The 18,145-nt window shown below is 64.0% G+C and carries 11 protein-coding genes; 5 read left to right on the forward strand and 6 right to left on the reverse strand.

What is annotated here, in order from left to right:
* Window positions 1-2,350 (forward strand): ribosome-associated ATPase/putative transporter RbbA (gene rbbA / locus Q8S60_RS01945; RefSeq protein ID WP_305668286.1); only part of this gene is annotated, 2,350 nt, incomplete at its 5' end.
* A 3-nt stretch (window positions 2,351-2,353) separates the two neighbouring features.
* On the forward strand, window positions 2,354-3,475 hold the full coding sequence (locus Q8S60_RS01950) for an ABC transporter permease (RefSeq protein WP_305276829.1): 1,122 nt from the start codon (window positions 2,354-2,356) through the stop codon (window positions 3,473-3,475).
* A 42-nt stretch (window positions 3,476-3,517) separates the two neighbouring features.
* Here the strand turns inward: Q8S60_RS01950 and Q8S60_RS01955 are convergent, their stop codons facing one another.
* Complete coding sequence (locus tag Q8S60_RS01955) at window positions 3,518-4,522, reverse strand: NAD-dependent epimerase/dehydratase family protein (RefSeq protein WP_305668287.1); 1,005 nt, start codon at window positions 4,520-4,522, stop codon at window positions 3,518-3,520.
* 118 nt (window positions 4,523-4,640) lie between these two features.
* Between Q8S60_RS01955 and Q8S60_RS01960 the strand changes: the two genes are divergently transcribed.
* Window positions 4,641-5,261: a TetR/AcrR family transcriptional regulator gene (locus tag Q8S60_RS01960; RefSeq protein WP_305276827.1), complete on the forward strand. Its 621-nt coding sequence runs from the start codon at window positions 4,641-4,643 to the stop codon at window positions 5,259-5,261.
* A 101-nt stretch (window positions 5,262-5,362) separates the two neighbouring features.
* On the opposite strand, the gene katG is transcribed toward Q8S60_RS01960, so the two are convergent.
* A complete protein-coding gene (gene katG / locus Q8S60_RS01965) occupies window positions 5,363-7,531 on the reverse strand; it encodes a catalase/peroxidase HPI (RefSeq protein ID WP_305276826.1) in 2,169 nt (722 codons plus the stop codon).
* A 178-nt stretch (window positions 7,532-7,709) separates the two neighbouring features.
* Complete coding sequence (locus tag Q8S60_RS01970) at window positions 7,710-8,480, reverse strand: 2OG-Fe(II) oxygenase family protein (protein WP_305275104.1); 771 nt, start codon at window positions 8,478-8,480, stop codon at window positions 7,710-7,712.
* 104 nt (window positions 8,481-8,584) lie between these two features.
* Between Q8S60_RS01970 and Q8S60_RS01975 the strand changes: the two genes are divergently transcribed.
* Window positions 8,585-9,781: a TIGR03032 family protein gene (locus Q8S60_RS01975; protein WP_305275125.1), complete on the forward strand. Its 1,197-nt coding sequence runs from the start codon at window positions 8,585-8,587 to the stop codon at window positions 9,779-9,781.
* A 291-nt stretch (window positions 9,782-10,072) separates the two neighbouring features.
* Complete coding sequence (locus Q8S60_RS01980) at window positions 10,073-15,793, forward strand: autotransporter outer membrane beta-barrel domain-containing protein (protein ID WP_305275103.1); 5,721 nt, start codon at window positions 10,073-10,075, stop codon at window positions 15,791-15,793.
* 103 nt (window positions 15,794-15,896) lie between these two features.
* Here the strand turns inward: Q8S60_RS01980 and Q8S60_RS01985 are convergent, their stop codons facing one another.
* The 3 genes from Q8S60_RS01985 to Q8S60_RS01995 form a co-directional block, all read right to left on the reverse strand.
* The gene (locus Q8S60_RS01985) at window positions 15,897-16,163 is read right to left on the reverse strand and encodes a hypothetical protein (RefSeq protein ID WP_305275101.1); all 267 of its coding nucleotides are present in this window, start codon (window positions 16,161-16,163) and stop codon (window positions 15,897-15,899) included.
* Complete coding sequence (locus Q8S60_RS01990) at window positions 16,160-16,711, reverse strand: hypothetical protein (protein WP_305275099.1); 552 nt, start codon at window positions 16,709-16,711, stop codon at window positions 16,160-16,162. Before Q8S60_RS01990 ends, Q8S60_RS01985 begins: the two co-directional genes overlap by 4 nt.
* A gap of 146 nt (window positions 16,712-16,857) precedes the next feature.
* Window positions 16,858-18,084 carry a PepSY domain-containing protein gene (locus Q8S60_RS01995; RefSeq protein WP_305275098.1) on the reverse strand — a complete coding sequence of 409 codons (1,227 nt, stop codon included), beginning with the start codon at window positions 18,082-18,084 and terminating at the stop codon, window positions 16,858-16,860.
* Window positions 18,085-18,145: the final 61 nt, after the last annotated feature.

An 18,145-nucleotide genomic window follows, 5' to 3' on the forward strand; every position in this document is an offset into this window, starting at 1 on the left:
TGCACCTTTCGCGGACCGCCCGGCGCAGAAACTTTCCGGCGGCATGAAGCAGAAGCTCGGCCTCTGCTGCGCGCTGATCCACGATCCCGATCTGCTCGTGCTCGACGAACCCACCACGGGCGTCGATCCCTTGTCGCGCCGACAGTTCTGGGACCTGATCCAGCGCCTCCGCGCGGAGCGCCCGCATATGAGCGTGGTCGTCGCGACGGCCTATATGGAGGAGGCGGAACGGTTCGACTGGCTGGCGGCGATGGATGCGGGGCGGGTGCTTGCGACGGGCACGCCCGCCGAGCTCCGCGCGCGCACCGGTGCCGCCTCGCTCGAAGCGGCCTTTATCGCGCTGCTGCCGGAAGAAAAGCGCCGCGAGCATCGTCCCGTCGATATTCCGCCGCGCGATGCCTCGGTCGATGGCGAGATCGCCATCGAGGCACGCGGCCTCACCATGCGCTTCGGCGATTTCACGGCCGTTGACAATGTGAGTTTCCGGATCGAGCGGGGCGAGATTTTCGGCTTTCTGGGCTCGAACGGCTGCGGCAAGACGACGACGATGAAGGTGCTGACGGGTCTCCTGCCGGCGAGCGAGGGCCAGGCATGGCTCTTCGGCCAGCCGGTCGACAGCTACGGCATCGGCATCCGCCGCCGCGTCGGCTACATGTCGCAGGGCTTCTCGCTCTACACCGAACTCACGGTGCGGCAGAATCTCGAGCTTCACGCGCGGCTCTTCGATGTGCCCGCGAGTGAAATCCCTTCGCGTGTCGGCGAGATGACGTCGCGCTTCGGCCTTGCCGATGTCGTCGACCTCCTGCCGGAAAAGCTGCCGCTCGGCCAGCGCCAGCGCCTCTCGCTCGCGGTTGCCATGATCCACCGGCCGGAAATGCTGATACTCGACGAGCCCACTTCCGGCGTCGATCCGGTGGCGCGCGACAATTTCTGGCGCATGCTCGTGGAACTGGCGCGGCGCGACAAGGTCACGATTTTCATCTCTACCCATTTCATGAACGAGGCGGAGCGCTGCGACCGGATCTCGCTGATGCATGCAGGCCGCGTTCTCGTCAGCGACACGCCCGCGAACATCGCCGAAAGTCACGGCGTCGCGACACTGGAAGATGCCTTTGTCGCCTGCCTCAAGGAAGCGGGTGCCGGTGCCGAGACCGGCGAAGCGCCGCTCAATAACGATATGCAGGTACCGGGCGAGGCGCAGGCGCCGGAGAGGAAGACCCCGCGACGCCGCTTCAATCCGCGCCGCATGTTCAGCTACACGCGGCGCGAGGCGCTCGAACTGCAGCGCGATCCGGTCCGCGCCACGCTCGCGCTCATCGGCAGCGTGGTGCTGATGTTCGTGATGGGCTACGGCATCAATCTCGATGTCGAGGATATGAGTTTCGCCGTGCTCGACCGGGACCGCACGGCGACAAGCCGCGACTACACGCTGAACATCGCGGGCTCGCGCTATTTCACGGAAGGACCCGAGATTGCCGACTATGCCGACCTCGACAGGCGCATGCGGGCAGGCGAACTCTCTCTTGCACTCGAAATACCGCCGGGCTTCGCGCGCGACATTGCGCGGGGGCGGGAGGTCAAGATCGGCGCATGGATCGATGGCGCCATGCCGACACGCGCCGAGACCGTGCAGGGCTATGTCACGGGCATGCACTCGCATTGGCTGACGGTGAAGGCGGCCGAAGCGGACATTCCGGTGACGAGCCTCGTCACCATCGAAACGCGCTTTCGCTACAATCCCGACGTGAAAAGCCTCGTCGCGATGGTGCCGGCGGTGATCCCGCTCATCCTGATGCTGATCCCGGCCATGCTCGCCGCGCTCAGTGTCGTGCGCGAAAAGGAGCTCGGCTCCATCGTCAATCTCTACGTGACGCCGGTTACTCGGCTCGAATTCCTGCTTGGCAAGCAGCTTCCCTATGTGGCGCTCGCCATGCTGAATTTCGTGCTGATGGCTCTCTTCGCGGTTCTGTTCTTCGAAGTGCCGCTGAAGGGAAGCATTCTCACGCTCACGGCGGCGACCCTTCTCTATGTCCTTTCGTCCACCGCCATGGGTTTCCTGATCTCGTCTCTCATGCGCAGCCAGATAGCCGCCATTTTCGGCACCGCGATCCTTACCATCCTGCCGGCCGCGCAATTCTCCGGCCTTACCGATCCCGTCTCCTCGCTCGAGGGTGTGGGGGCGTTGATCGGGCAGGTCTATCCGACGGCGCATTACCTGACCATCGTGCGCGGCACCTTTTCCAAGGCGCTCGATTTCGGCGATCTTCAGGCCTCCTTCGTGCCGCTTCTGATCGCCGTGCCGGTGCTGATCTTTTTCAGTGCCTTCTTCCTGAAGAAGCAGGAGCGCTGAGCCATGCGTATCGCCAATATATTCAATCTCGGCATCAAGGAACTTCGTAGCCTCGGCCGCGATCCGACCATGCTCGTGCTGATCGTCTATGCCTTCACGCTCGCCATCTACGCGGCCGCGACCGCCATGCCGGAAGCGCTCAACAAGGCGGCGATAGCGATCGTCGACGAGGACCGCTCGCCGCTTTCGGCCCGCATCGCGGATGCCTTCTACCCGCCTTACTTCATCGCCCCGTCGCTGATCGATCAGGCCGAGATGGATGCGCGCATGGATGCGGGCCTCGACACATTCGCGCTCGACATTCCGCCCAATTTCCAGCGCGACGTGCTGGCGGGGCGCAGTCCCGTCATCCAGCTCAATGTCGATGCGACGCGCATGACGCAGGCATTCACGGGCAGCGGCTATATCCAGTCCATCGTGACGGGCGAGGTCACGAGCTTTGCCCGGCGCTACCGGGCGAATACGGAACTGCCCGTCGATCTCGAATTGCGCGCCCGCTTCAATCCGGGGCTCAACAAATCCTGGTTCGGTTCGGTCATGGAAGTCATCAACAATGTGACGCTGCTCTCCATCGTGCTGACCGGGGCGGCCCTCATTCGCGAGCGCGAGCACGGCACCATCGAGCATCTCCTCGTCATGCCGGTCACGCCATTCGAGATCATGACGGCCAAACTCTGGGCGATGGCGCTGGTCGTGCTGACCGCCTGCGCGCTCTCGCTCGCCTTCGTCGTGCAGGGGCTTCTCTCCGTGCCGATCGAGGGTTCGATCGCACTCTTTCTCGTCGGCGCCCTGTTCCATCTCTTCGCCACGACGTCGATGGGTATTTTCCTCGGCACCATCGCGCGCTCCATGCCCCAGTTCGGGCTTCTCATCATCCTCATCCTGGTGCCGCTCGAAATGCTCTCCGGCGGCATGACGCCGCGCGAAAGCATGCCGGATGCGGTGCGCTATCTCATGCTTGTCGCGCCGACCACGCATTTCGTGATGATGGCGCAGGCCGTTCTCTATCGCGGCGCCGGCTTCTCCGTCGTCTGGCCGCAATTCCTGGCGCTGGCGCTGATCGGCTCGGCGCTCTTCACCTATGCGCTGGCCCGCTTCCGCTCCACGATCTCCACGATGACGTGAGGGCGGGCCTCGGTTCCAGCGCGGCGAAGGATGCGGCGTAGGTCATCTCGTCGGTCGCATCGCCGCGAACCCTTCTTCCAGGGTCACCACGGGGGCGTATCCGAGTTCCCCGCGGGCGCGCTCGATATTGAGCGTAAAGTCCTTGCCGATCAGGCGCAGCATCTGCCGTGTGATGGGGGGCTCGCCTCTTAGGCGGAAGACGCGCCAGACGGTTCCCATGACACCGGCCATCGTCCAGGCCAGACCGAAAGCAACGGTGCGGTCCCCAGGCACGAGGCCGCGGCTGGCCAGGAGGTGCGAGAGGAACGTCTTGAGCGTCGTATCCGCGTCGTCCGAAACGAAATAGGCCTGGCCTCCCTTGCCGCGGTCGGCGGCGAGGATCAGGGCATGGCAGAGGTTCTCAACATGGCATGTGGACATTGCCTGACCGCCGCCCGCCACCCACTGGAACTGACCGGCCTTTACTGTCTCAACCATGTGGTCGAGCGCCGGCATGCCAGGGCCCCAGATAAAAGGCGGGCGGATTGCCACCGTCGTAAAGCCTGCGCGGCGTCCGTTGGCGGCAAGCACGATCTTCTCGGCCGCGGCCTTGGTTGCTGAGTAGGGGGCAAACCGCATGCGGTGCAGAGGAAGATCTTCGGTCACCTGCATTTGCGGCTCTGGGCGTCCCATGACGACGGCGGCGGCGCTGACATAGACGACCCGGCGGACACCTGCGCGTTCGGCCGCAGCGATCACGTTGCGCGTGCCACCGACGTTTATCGCGCGGAACACTCGCTTTGGTCCCCAGAGCTTGAAATGCGCGGCGACGTGAAAGACCGTGTCCACCCCATCCATGGCCCGCGCAAGCGCGGCTTTATCGGTGAGGTCGGCCTCTTTCGGTTCGGCCCCAAGTGCCTCGACGGCGGCGAGGCTTTGGGCCGACCGGCCGATGGCACGGACCCGCCACCCCTCGGCGATCAGCCGGGGAATGAGGTATCCCCCGACGAAGCCTGATCCGCCGGTCACCAGGGCGATCCGGTGCGGGACTGTATGCTCAGAAGTCATGTGCTTGCTCCGTGATTGGACACAGAGAGCTTGGCAGAGCTACGGATGAGACACAATACAAAATATGAAATATGTTACATGTTGCATTATATTGAGCCGTTGCGTAAGAACTGATCCCATGGATACCGCCGAACCCAGCCAGCGCGATCGCATCCTGCGGGCCGCAACCGACCTGATCCGCCGCTTTGGCGAAGCGAAGACCAACGTGGTGGATATCGCCCAGGCCATGGGCCTGTCGCATTCGGCGATCTACCGGCACTTCCGGTCCAAGGCCGAAATCTTCGACGCATTGGCCGAAGCGACGATGGCCGAGGAGGCGGTGCTTGCCGAAACCTTCGTCGAGGCCGATGGACCTGCTGCTGCCCGCCTGTTGGCGCTGGTTCTCGCACTCCACCAGAGCAAGTGCAGGAAGTACGCTCAGGACGCCGAGATGCACGCGCTCTACCGACGCATCTTGGAAGAACGCCCCGACCTCGTTCTCGACTACGCGCAGAGAATGACGGCCCTCGTGCGCAGGATCATTGCCGACGGCGTGGAAAGGCGCGAGTTCGTCGTCGACGATCCGGACACTGCGGCGGGGGTCGTGCGCGACGCCGTCACCGTCTTCGTCCATCCGGCCCATGTCGAAGCCGGGGCGAAGGCGGGCATCGACATGGAATCCGGGCTGCGGAACTTGATGAGGGTGATCCTGCGCGGCCTGTCGTCAAGCTGGCCTGAGGAGCATGCGGTGCCGCGGTGAGTGTCCGACGTCTGTCAGGGGCCTGAAACTTCCACAACGAAAACGCCGCCCCCGGATTTCTCCGGGGACGGCTTATTTTGTTTCGCGCCTGGGTTGGAGCGTTACTTCTTCAGGTCGAAGCGGTCGGCATTCATGACCTTCGTCCATGCGGCCACGAAGTCCTTCACGAACTTCTCCTTCGCGTCGTCCTGCGCATAGACTTCCGCATAGGAACGCAGGATCGAGTTCGAGCCGAAGACGAGGTCGATGCGTGTCGCCGTCCATTTCACCGCACCGCTCTTGCGGTCGCGGAGTTCGTAGAGGTTCGTCTCCTTCGGCTGCCACGCATAACCCATGTCGGTCAGGTTGACGAAGAAGTCGTTCGTCAGCGCGCCTTCGCGGTCGGTGAAGACGCCATGCTTCGTTGCGCCGTGATTGGTGCCGATCACGCGCATGCCGCCCACGAGCACCGTCATTTCCGGTGCGGTCAGGCCCATGAGCTGCGTGCGGTCGAGCATCAGTTCCTCGGCGCTCGTGGCGTAGTCCTCCTTCAGCCAGTTGCGGTAGCCGTCATGGATCGGTTCCAGCGCGTCGAAGGATGCGGCGTCCGTCATCTCGTCGGTCGCATCGCCGCGTCCCGGCGCGAAGGGCACCTCGATGTCGAAGCCGGCTGCCTTTGCCGCCTTCTCGACGCCGACATTGCCGGCGAGCACGATGACATCCGCCACGCTCGCGCCCGCCGCCTTCGCGATCGGTTCGAGCACGGAGAGCACCTTGGCGAGACGCTTTGGCTCGTTGCCTTCCCAGTCCTTCTGGGGGGCGAGCCGGATGCGCGCGCCGTTCGCGCCGCCGCGCATGTCGGAGCCGCGATAGGTGCGGGCGCTGTCCCACGCGGTCGAAACCAGTTCGGAGACGGAGAGGCCCGAGCCTGCGATCTTCGCCTTCACCGCGCCGACGTCGTAGCCGGTGGGGCCTGCGGGAACGGGGTCCTGCCAGATCAGGTCTTCCTTCGGCACGTCGGGGCCGACATAGCGCGCCGTCGGGCCCATGTCGCGGTGCGTGAGCTTGAACCAGGCGCGCGCGAAGGTGTCCTTGAAATACTCCGGATCGGCCATGAACTTGCGGCAGATCGCGTTGTAGATCGGGTCCACTTTCATCGCCATGTCGGCGTCGGTCATCATCGGGTTGTGACGGATGGAGGGATTGCTCGCGTCGACGGGCCTGTCCTCTTCCTTGATGTCGACCGGCTCCCACTGCCAGGCGCCCGCGGGCGATTTCCGCAGCTCCCATTCATGGCCGAACAGCATGTCGAAGAAGCCCATGTCGAACTTTGTCGGATGCGTCGTCCATGCGCCTTCGAGGCCCGAGGTCACGGCGTGGTTCGCGAGTCCTCCCTGCTTCGGATTGAGCCAGCCGAGGCCCTGCGTCTCGGGGCCTGCGCTTTCCGGGTCCGCGCCGAGCAGTGCGGCGTCGCCATTGCCATGCGTCTTGCCGACGGTGTGGCCGCCCGCCGTCAGCGCGGCGGTTTCCTCGTCGTCCATCGCCATGCGCGCGAAGGTCTCGCGCACTTCATAGGCGGTTCTTTGCGGGTCCGGTTTGCCGCCGACGCCTTCCGGGTTCACATAGATGAGGCCCATCTGGACGGCCGCCAGCGGGTTCGCGAGCGATTTCGCGTCCTCGTCGCTGCGATAGCGTTCGCGGCCGAGCCATTCCTTTTCCGAGCCCCAGTAGACGTCCTTTTCCGGGTGCCAGATGTCCTCGCGGCCGAAGGCGAAGCCGAAGGTCTTCAGGCCCATGGATTCATAGGCCATGTTGCCGGCGAGGATGATGAGGTCGGCCCAGCTCACCTTGTTGCCGTACTTCTTCTTGATCGGCCAGAGCAGGCGCCGCGCCTTGTCGAGGTTGACGTTGTCCGGCCAGGAATTGAGCGGCGCGAAGCGCTGGTTGCCGGTACCGCCGCCGCCGCGGCCGTCGGCGAGGCGGTAGGAGCCCGCCGAGTGCCATGCCATGCGGATCATCAACCCGCCATAATGTCCCCAGTCGGCCGGCCACCAGGCCTGGCTGTCCGTCATCAGCGCGTGGAGGTCCTTTTTCAGCGCCTCAACGTCGAGCTTCTTCAGCTCTTCGCGATAGTCGAAGTCCTCACCCAGCGGGTTCGTCTTGGTGTCGTGCTGGTGGAGGATGTCGAGATTGAGAGCGTTCGGCCACCATTCCATGTTGGAGGTTCCGGCGGATGTCGAGGTGGCGCCGCCATGCATAACCGGGCATTTGCCGCTCTTTGCCATGCTCATCTTGCTGTCCCTTTTGTTGCCTGGGCGAACTCAGTTTAGAATTATTACAATTAAAAACTACCACCCGCTACCGAAAAAGCAAGCCCTTGCTACGGTATCGCTGGCAGGGCGGCGGCCGCCTTGACGGAAAACAAAAAAGCCCCCTGAAAAGGGGGCTTTCCGTCCGTCCAGCTTTCTCTCAGTTTCCCTTCCGCCTGAAGCCCATGTTGAAGCTGATCGAGACGCGCGATTCCTCGCTCCGGTTCGGCTGCACGGAATGCTGCAGCCAGCCGGGGAAGATCAGCAGCAGGCCTTCGCGGCCCTTGTATTCCATCGCCTGCGTGTTGACGCGCGTGCGCTCCTTCACCGGGAAGGTGCACATGACGCGTTCGCGCACCGGATCGTAGAACTCGATATTGCCGCTCAGCGGCGGCACCTTCGCGTAATAGGCGCCCGACAGCAGCGAGTTCGGATGGACATGCGCCTTGTTGAAGTCGCCCGGCCCGTTCCGGTTCAGCCACATTTCCTGGAAGAACAGTTCGAAGCGGTCGAAGTCGAACGACAGATGCGACGCGCAGCCCGCGCAGGCATTGCCGATGATGCGGCGGATTTCGGCAAGCTCGCTCCGCTGGTGGAGATTCGCGGCGCTGTGCCAGCCGCCGACATTGGAGCGCGTGATGGCGCGGTCGTTCGCCTCCAGTTCCTCCATAACGGACAGGATATGCACGTTGATACGCTCGTGGTCGGGCACGTGGCGCGACCATACCGGTGCCGGAAACCAGGTTTCGGGCGCGAAGCCGAGCCGCTTCTGTGCCGCGGGCGGCGGCGTTTCCGCGCGCGCGGGAACTTCCTTCAGAGCGGTCTTGCGAGGCGCGCTCATGGCCGAAGCTCCGCGGCGATAGGTGCGGAAATGGAGCCAATAGAGGTCGAGAATCTTCGATTGCCCATGCTGCAATGCTTCCTGTTGCACGCGGTTGTATCCGGCTCGGCGCCGTCCTTTCGATTCTTATGCCGATGCGGGCGATGCGCGGTGCGGTTTCGTATCCAAAGGGAAGCGAATTTCTTTCACAGGAGATGCAGGTGGGCTCGGAAAAATCGGGGAAGCCGGAAAAGACCGAAAAGAAAGTGACGAAGCTGAAGGCGCCGGAGAAGACGGCGCCGGCGGCCGCGCCGGAAGGCGTGCCGGAGAAAAAGGGTACGCAGATTTCCTGTTCGCGCGGCCTCAGCTCCTGGCTCGAGCGTCACAATCTGAGTTTCGGCTTCACCTCGTACCAGAGCGGCCGGCTCTATCTTGTCGGACGTTTGCCCAAGGGCCGCGTCAGTTTCCACGAACGGCATTTCGTGCATGCGATGGGCGTCGCGGCGACGCCGCAGCGGCTCTACCTCGCCACGCAATATCAGATATGGCGGCTCGAGAACGTGATGGGCCGGGGCGCGACGGCGGACGGCTTCGACCGCAACTTCGTGCCGCGCAACGCGCAGACGACGGGTGATCTCGACGCGCATGAGGTCGGTGTCGAGAAAGGCGGTCGCGTCATCTTCGTCAACACGCGCTTCTCCTGCCTCGCCACATTCAGCCTCACGCACAGTTTCAAGCCGCTGTGGAAGCCGCCCTTCATCTCGCGCCTCGCGCCGGAAGACAGATGCCATCTCAACGGTCTCGCAATGGCGGACGGCGAAGCGCGTTTCGTCACCGCTGTCTGCAAGAGCGACATCATCACGGGCTGGCGCGACAGGCGTGCGTCGGGCGGTTGCATCATGGATGTGCGCAGCGACGCCATGGTGACGGAAGATCTTTCCATGCCGCATTCGCCGCGCCTCCATAACGGTCAGCTCTGGGTGCTCGACAGCGGTCGCGGCGAGCTTTGCCGCGTCGACCAGCAGACGGGCAAGCGCGAAGCCGTCGCCTTCCTGCCGGGCTTTGCACGCGGTCTCGCGTTCCACGGGCATTACGCGCTGATCGGGTTGTCGCTGCCGCGCGACGGCAGCTTCTCCGGCCTTGAACTCGACGGCGAACTGGCGAAGCGCGATGCGGAGCCGTGGTGCGGCGTCCAGGTTGTGGACACGCGCAATGGCGACATCGTCGAATGGATCAGGCTCACGGGCGATGTGCGCGAACTCTTCGACGTCTTCGTGCTGCCGGGCGTCCGGTGCCCGAAGGCGACGGGCCTTCTCGATGGCTCGATTCGGAACGAAATCACCATCGAAAACTGGGCAGCCGGCGATGAGCGCGGTGAAAACGCGCCGAAAATCGCCGCCGCAAGCGCGTAATACGCGAACCGGGGTGCGGATTGCGCACCCCGGAGCTCGCATCGAATCGTCCGCTTCGCGTTTCACATTGAATCAATCGTAACGAATTGCTAACCGCCGCCGCCGGGTGCAATACGCGTTTTCTGCGGAAAGCCGCCGGTATTCGCTCCGTATGCGGATCGCACCGTTCCTCCGATTCATTTCCCTCCGCTTTGGCGGAAAAGCTCCCTCCTTTTTGGCTGCAACTCAGGTGGAGCGAAAATCGCGCCGCGCGCAGTCTCTCCTCGGAATAATTTCTTTTGGGGGGCCCCGATGACGACGAAACATACGAACAAGAACGCCGGCAAGATCGCCGCCATCGACCGCAACCTGGTCGGCTCGGCCTACAGCTATTACGGCGGCGTCATCCGCGCGACGCAGGGCAAGGAGATCGGCGCGAGTGGCCTTCGCCGCCGTTTCGCGACGGCTCTCCTGTCGGGTGCGTCGCTGATGGCGGTCACTTTCGGTGGCGCGGGCGCCGCGGCGGCCGGCACCTGCACCCAGATCAACACGACGGTCATCTGCACCGGCGTCTTCGACGAAACGATCCAGTACAACGAGGTCGACGATCTCACGGTGGTCCTCGGTGCCGGCTCCAGCATCGACACCACGGATGAGGTATCGGAAGCGGATTTCGACAATGCCGGCATCTTCGTCAATGGCGACGAGAATGTCTCGGCCATCAACAACGGCTCCATCGTCACGGGCGACAACACGCATTACGTCGAATACGACGAAGAAGATGGAGCCTGGGTTTATGGCGGCGACCGGCATCACGGTATTGCGGCCTATTCCTCGGACGAGGACGCCTATGTCCTGAACTCGGCCACCGGCACGATCGTCACCACCTCCAGGAACTCCTTTGGCATGGTCGCAAATGCCTGGGCCGAAGAGTGGTGGGGCGGCGATGCGACCGCCGTCAACCACGGTATCGTCGGCACCACCGGCGAGGGGTCGCATGGCGTGGTCGCCGTCGCGAAATACGAAGCTTCGATCGAGAACACACATACCGTTCTCACCAGCGGCGACGAGGCGCATGGCCTCTACGCGGTCGCAAAATACGATGTCTTCATCGACAACAGCGGTACCGTCGAGACGACCGGTCACGATTCACACGGCATTCACGCGCGCATCGATGACGGCTACTGGTCGTATGGAGGCGAGATCGAGATCGTCAACAGCGGCTCGATCGAGACCGATGGCGAGGACGGACACGGCATCTTCGCCAGCGCATGGGAAGGCAATGTCGACATCGAGAACAGCGGCACCATCGACACGACCGGCGAGGGTGCCCATGGCATCGCCGCCTATGGCGATGATGTCGATGTCGTCAATACGGTCGACGGCATCATCGTTACGGAAGGCGACGATGCCCATGGCGTGGTGATGTATGGCGACACGGTGTCGCTCGACAATGCGGGCGCCATCGTCACCTATGGCGAGGACGCCCATGCGGTCGTCGCTCATTCCGGCGGCTTCGCAACGACCACCATCGTCAACACCGGCTTCATCGGTGCCTATGGCGAGGAGTCGGATGCCATCGTCGCTTCGGGCCCCACGGTCCGCATCTACAACAATGTTATCGAAGCCGAAGAAGGCGACGAATACAGCTACGATGTCGTCGGCGTCATCTTCTCGGAAGAAGGCGCTGCCATCAATGTCGATGAGTCGGACGATGTGCGCATCTACAACGCGGGCAACATCTACGGCAATGTCGACGTCGACGCCGACAAATATGCCTATCTGAACAATGACGGTCTGATCGAGTCGGACCGCAAATGGAAAGCGGCCGTCTCCCTCGACGTCGAGGAAGGCAATGCCGTCGTCGACAACAGCGGCACCATCCGCGCCGACCGGAGGAACGCCAAGGGCGTCGATCTCGAAGGTTACTCCGTCACCCTCACCAACAGCGGCTCCATCCTCACCTACGGCAGGGACGGCCACGCGGTCGATCTCGACGCCGACGGCGAATACGGCACCGCGACGCTCAACAATTCCGGCCTGATCCAGGCCTCCGGCGAGGAAGCGGACGCCGTCCGCGCCGAGGGCGAAATCGTCCGCATCACGAACCTCGCCATCGAGGAAGAGGATGAGGATACCGTCTACGGCATCATCCGTTCGGAAGACGGCGCGGCCATCCGGGTCGACGAATCCGGTTCCGTCTATGTCGCCAACTACGGTTTCATCTACGGCAATGTCAGCATCGAGGCGGAGGAGTATGCCTTGGTCCTGAACGACGGTTCGATCCAATCGGACCGCAAGTGGAAAGCGGCCGTCTCCGTCGACATCGAGGAAGGCACCGCCATCGTCGTCAATGAAGGCACGATCGTCACCACGAACGACGCTGCCGCCGGCATCGAGATCGATGTCGAGCTGGGCGACGCCTATGTCCTCAACAGCGGCACCATCACGACGGGTTCCCTCGAGGAAGGTTACTCCGACGAAGGCTGGCGTTCGCACGGCATCGATGTCTTCGCCGAAGACAATGCCATGGTTCTCAACACCGGCGACGTGACGACCTATGGCAACAAGGCCAAGGGCATCGTGATCGAAACGCAGGAGGGCACGGCCCTCGGCCTCAACTCGGGCACCATCGACACCTGGGGCGAGCGGTCCACGGGCCTCAGCGTCACCGCCACCAGCCGGGAGCATTATGACGGCTACACCTGGTACGATATTTCGGGTAACGCCATCGCCGGCAATATCGGCACGATCGAAACGCGCGGTGACGATGCCTCGGGTGCCACCGCTCTCGCCGAAGGCGGCCTCGCGGCCGGCATCAACGTGCTCGGCGGCTCGATCTCGACCTCGGGCGACGAAGCCCACGGTCTGATCGCGGCGGCGGGCTTCGAGAGCATCGGCGATGCGATGGAAGGCGAAGACGGCAGTGAGGAGGGCGGCATCGCCATCGCCCTGAACGGCCTCCCGCCGCAGCTCCTCGCCGCTCTCGGCGGTATCGGCGAAGCCTATATCGGCGAGGGATACGGCCTCCTCGGCGACATCGCGGAAGTGCTCATCGACGCGCTTCCCCAGGGCGAATACGATCCGTCCGATTTCCGGTCCACCATCGTCACCACCGGCGATAACGCCATCGGCGTTGGCGCCTTTGTGAGCGAGGGTACCGCCATCGCCGCGAACTTCTACGGCTCGATCACGACCGGCACGCGCGACGAATATGGCGCACTGACGGGCTATTATTCCCACGGTCTCGTGGCCCATGCCGAAGAAGGTCTCGCCGCCGCGATCAACAAGTATCACGGCGACATCGTGACAAACGGCGACCGCGCCATCGGTATCCGCGTTTCCGCCGAATATGGCGATGCCTTCGCCGCCAACAAATATCAGTCCACCGTGGTTACGCATGGCGACGAGTCTCACGGCATGGCTGTCTACAGCTCCGGCGAAGACAATTACGACAGGGCCGCCGCCTACAACATCGCTTCCACGATCACGACATATGGCGAGGGTTCCATCGGCATCGTCGTCACGTCGGAAGAAGGCGATGCCTTCGCCGTCAACGCCGCCTCGAGCTCGAGCGGGATCCTCTCCTCCATGGACGAGGATGACGAGGAAGTTCTGGTCGACGGCCGCATCGAAACCTGGGGCGAAGGCGCCCACGGCATCAGCGTAACCGCCTGGCAGGGCGAGGCCGATATCTACAACGGCGGCACCATCGTCACCCATGGCGATTACGCCTTCGGCACACGGCTGCGCGGCGACACGGTCGAACTCCGCAACTACGGCACCATCCGCACCTACGGCTACGCGGCACACGGCGTCGTTGCCCAGTCGGACCTCCCGACCACCACCACCATCTACAATGACGGCACCATCTCGGTCACGGGCGAGTCCTCGGATGCGATCCGTGCCAGCGGTCCGTCGATCTACATCACCAACACGGAAGACGGGATCATATCGTCGGAAGATGGCGACGCGATCTACGCCTTCGACACGAAATACGTTTCGATCGTCAACCACGGCGACATCACGGGCGACGTCCTGGTATACGCCAGCAACTTCGACGAATACGACGCATCGACCTACATCCTCAATACCGGCACGGTCACCGGCAATATCGACACCTCGCTGGGCGACAGCGACGATACGATCGTGATCGACGGCGGCACCGTCACCGGCGCGATCTATACCGGCGACGGCACCGATCATGTCACCGTCTCCGGCACGGGCGTGGAACTCGGCAAGGGTATCCATGCGACCGAAAGCGGTTTCTCCATCTTCGAGATGCCGGAGGAAGACTACGCGACCCTCACCTTCGAGCATGACGACACGATCACGCTCGACGACGGTATAGAAGGCTGGGCGATCTCGCACTTCGACAAGGTCGCGATCAACAGCGGTACCCTCATCCTCGACGGTTACGGCATCCACACGACGGATGGCGACGGCGAGATCACGGTTGCCGAAGGCGCCACCCTCGGCGTCACTTCGGAAGGCGCTTATGCCGCTGCCGGCACCGTCGATATCGACGGCACGCTCTCCCTCGCGCTTGGCGGCTGGTTCGACGTCTCCGGCGACGTCTCCTTCAATGAAGGCTCCACCTTCCGCACGCAGCTTTCGTCGGCGGGCGCCGGTGTCGTCTACGGCGAAACGGTCTTCTTCGCCGAAGGCTCCAACATCTTCGTCGAAGTCAAAAGCGGCCTCTCCGGCGTCGTCGGCTCGGATATGCTGATCGCGTCGGCAAGCGAGGAGGGCGGCGTCACCGACGAAGGCGCCTCCGTCGCGGACAACACCATCCTCTTCGACTTCAAGAAGGTGATGAATGACGAGATCGTCACGTCGGGTTCGGCGGATGAACTCTTCCTCCGCATCGAGATCGCCCAGACGGCGGAAGATGCCGAAATCGATACCGGGGGCCGCGCGAATCTCGTCAAGGTCGCCCGGGCGATCGACAAGTACATCTCCACGCAGCCCATCGACAGCCCGCTCGTCATCTGGCTGACGCAGTTCGAGACGGAAGAAGAGCAGTACCAGGCGCTCCTCAAGCTCGTCCAGGACACGATGCCGGATGAAAGCGACGGCGCAGGCAACACGACCATGAGCTCCACCGACCTGATCTTCGACATGATCATGGACCGGTTGAGCGGCGGCGGCTTCACCGTCGCGTCGAAGGGCGGCGAAACGGGCCTCGCGGCCGGCGATGCCGAGCTCGGCGGCGATGGCAAGTGGGCGCTCTGGGGCCGGATCGGCGCCTCGAAGGCGGAATACACGCCGAGCGGCATCAACGGTTTCGATGCGGACACATGGGGGGCAACCGTCGGCATCGACGGCGAGGTCGCGGCAAACACCCGCATCGGCGTCGGCGCCTTCTACTCCTCGTCGGATGTGGACGAGAACGGCGCGGGGGCGAATTCCACGGTCACGGTCGACGGCTACGGTCTCGTCGCCTATCTCAGCCACCGCCCCGGCGCGTGGTATGTGAACGGCTCGCTGGGCTTCGGCATGAACGACTACGACAGCGCCCGCACCTCGCTCGGCGGTGTCAACGTGGCGAACTATGACGGCACGCAGTTCGTGGCGCGTGTCGAGGCTGGCCGCATGTTCACGAGCGGCGCCTGGGACGTCACGCCCAATGTCGGCCTGCGCTACAACCTGGTCGATATCGACGGCTACACGGAAACGGGTCCGCTGCCGACCAGCATCGACAGCCGCACGATCACGTCCGTCCGTGCCGTCGGCGGCGTCAACGCCCGCTACACCATGGCGCTCGACGGCGGGGCGCGTCTCATCCCGGAATTCGGCGTGAAGCTCCTCGGCGAGCTGGCCGATCCCGACGAGGCGATCTCCGGCAATGTCGTCGGCGGCGGTTCCTTCGTCACCCAGACGACGCCCCGGGACGATGTCTCCTACGGCTTCGGCGCCGGCCTCACCTACGAGGCTTCCGACAGGCTCAGCATTCGCGTCACCTACGACGGCGAATTCCAGAGCGACTACGACGAACAGGCGATCGCCGCCGCCATCCGCTGGGCGTTCTGAGGTCCCTGAAGAAGACGATACTCCTCGCAAACTAAATGGCGCCCCGGATTGCTCCGGGGCGCCATTCCTTTTGGGGGAAGAAGCGGAAAGATAGCGGCGGGTGTTACCGCCACACTTCCGCGAATGTCAGGCTCGCGCCGTCCGCGAGGTTCACGCATGGGGCCGCACCTTGCGTGCTGGCGCGGCAGAGATAGAGCGTGCCGTTCCGTTCGATCCAGACGCCGCCCTGCGGATTGGCGAGGACGCCGGCGCCGCGCGGTCCGACAAGCGAGGTCACCACGATGGCGATCGCGATCAGCGTGCCCGCCGCCAGAACGGCGTAGGGGAGGGTGTTCCGGTTCGGCTCGCGGCCGGCGGTGAAGGTGCTCATGCTGTTTTCTTTCCCTTGGTTGCGGGTTTGGCCGTGTTCGTCGTTTCGCTCTTCGTCCTGACGGGATAGCCCTCCGTCAGCGGCAGGTGGTTGAACCAGATTGCGCGGACCTGATAGCCCTCCTGCGTGTAGCCGATCAGGGTCAGGCCGGATTCGCCGATCGGGTAATGGCCGAGCTTCGGCGACTGGTAGATCGCCGCCATGCCCGCGAGTTTTTCCCCGGGGTTCGCGACCGACCAGGCTTCCAGCGTGTCGCGGCACAGCGTGGCAAGGCCGATGGCGATTTCCTGCTGCTGGTATTCCGGCCGCGTGAAGACGCGCAGGAAGCCGAAGCGCTTGTTGCGGAGCGGCGCATAGGGCCGGATGTCGATGGTCGAGACCCCGGCGAGCTTGTCGCCGTCATAGGCGACGGCGCAGATTTCGCGCGCTCGCGCCTCCGGCGTCACGCCTTGCGGCAATATGTCGAATTCCCGCCAGAGCGCGGCGGCGTCCCGCGCGATGGCGGCGTCTTCCCGTCTCCAGCCCGGCACGTAACGGATTTCCGTCATGCCACACCTCCCCCTTTCCGATGTTGAACCACGCGCCCCGGTCCCGACTCGAATATCGGCCGTTGCAGCGGGTTGCATTATCCGGGGAAGCGGCGCGCGGCCGCGAGCGGGGATAGAACCTCTTTGGAGGGATCGCGGATGAAAGCCTATTCGGCGGGCGCGGCGTGCCGGTGCGGCTCCGCGTCAGGTGCGCGCAACGCCTTCGCGGCACGCGCGCTTTTGCGTTTGCGCGCCCAGATGAGCACGCCCGTCACCGACAGCACCGCGACGACGAGGCCGGTGAGCGAAATCAGGATGCGCCCCGGCAGTCCGATGATCTGCCCGGAATGGAGCGGAAACTGCAATTGCACGAAAGTATCCGCCGCCGTGCCGGTGCCGGGGATCTGCACATGCAGCAGCTCGCCCGTGCGGTCGTCGAAAAAGACCCAGGAGGCGCCGAGCCCCGTTCCGTGCGGATCGCCGAAGCCGACGCCGATCGCGGCATAGTCCTTCGGATACCAGAGCATGGAGGCGGGCTCCATTATGCCGCGCTCGGCCGCCGCCCTCTGCGCCAGCGCGAGGGCTTCCGGGTAGCCGATTTGCGGCGGCTCGTCGTATTTCGCGTTCAGGCGTTCGGCCGCAAGGTCGCGCAGGTCGGGCGTGAGTTCGGCGAAAAATCCGACCACGGGCTTGAACACATGATCGGGCAGGTTGAGTGCGACGCCGCTCAGCGCGACGACGAAGAGCACCGGCCAGAGCCACAGCCCGCCCGCGCGGTGCAGGTCGAGATTGCGGCGATGCGGGGCCGCGCCGCGCTTCAGCTTCCAGGCGGGCGCCCATTTGCGCCAGAAGGGCCGTCCCCCCGGCAGCGTCAGGTAGAAGCCGACAAGGCAGTCCACCGTCCAGAAGATGGCGACGATGCCCATGAAGAAGAGGCCCCAGACGCCGGGAATATGCAGGCTGTAGTGAAGCTTGTAGAGGAACGGCAGCAGGTGCGCCGCGTCGACGCGCAGCGCGCCCCATTCGCGCTTGCCGGCGATCCTGCCGGTCGCGGGATCGGCGAAGATCTGGTTGTAGCCGGGCTCGACGGCCTCGCCCGTTTCGGGGTCGGGGCGCGGCTGCACGAAGGCGACCGCGTTGTGGTCGGGCTCTTCCTCGAACTCGAAGAAGGAGACGTAGATGTTCGGGTCCTGCCGTTCGATCTCGGCGATGATTTCCGTCGCCGGGAGGGGAGGTGCGTCCGACAGCCGCTCGAAGAGCGACGGGTTCAGCCATTCGTCGAGTTCGTGATTGAACGCGATGATGCTGCCGGTCAGCCCCGAGACGGTGAGGAACGCCGCCATCGCGAGGCCGACATAGCGATGCATCAAAAGAGCCGCCGGACGCAGTTTCATGTCGTCACCACCGATGCGTGAGTGTGAGGGTCACCGTCCGCTCCTCGCCGAACCAGCACCA

The organism is Parvibaculum sp., from assembly GCF_030694575.1.
In the GTDB taxonomy this organism is placed as follows: Bacteria; Pseudomonadota; Alphaproteobacteria; order Parvibaculales; family Parvibaculaceae; genus Parvibaculum.

Bases quoted from the DNA above. Each gene is read 5' to 3' on its own strand.
- Q8S60_RS01980 (WP_305275103.1), top strand. From the start codon at position 10,073: ATGACGACGAAACATACGAACAAGAACGCCGGCAAGATCGCCGCCATC.
- Q8S60_RS01955 (WP_305668287.1), bottom strand. From the start codon at position 4,522: ATGACTTCTGAGCATACAGTCCCGCACCGGATCGCCCTGGTGACCGGC.
- Q8S60_RS01990 (WP_305275099.1), bottom strand. From the start codon at position 16,711: ATGACGGAAATCCGTTACGTGCCGGGCTGGAGACGGGAAGACGCCGCC.
- Q8S60_RS01985 (WP_305275101.1), bottom strand. From the start codon at position 16,163: ATGAGCACCTTCACCGCCGGCCGCGAGCCGAACCGGAACACCCTCCCC.
- Q8S60_RS01995 (WP_305275098.1), bottom strand. From the start codon at position 18,084: ATGAAACTGCGTCCGGCGGCTCTTTTGATGCATCGCTATGTCGGCCTC.
- katG (WP_305276826.1), bottom strand. From the start codon at position 7,531: ATGAGCATGGCAAAGAGCGGCAAATGCCCGGTTATGCATGGCGGCGCC.
- Q8S60_RS01960 (WP_305276827.1), top strand. From the start codon at position 4,641: ATGGATACCGCCGAACCCAGCCAGCGCGATCGCATCCTGCGGGCCGCA.
- Q8S60_RS01950 (WP_305276829.1), top strand. From the start codon at position 2,354: ATGCGTATCGCCAATATATTCAATCTCGGCATCAAGGAACTTCGTAGC.
- Q8S60_RS01975 (WP_305275125.1), top strand. From the start codon at position 8,585: ATGCAGGTGGGCTCGGAAAAATCGGGGAAGCCGGAAAAGACCGAAAAG.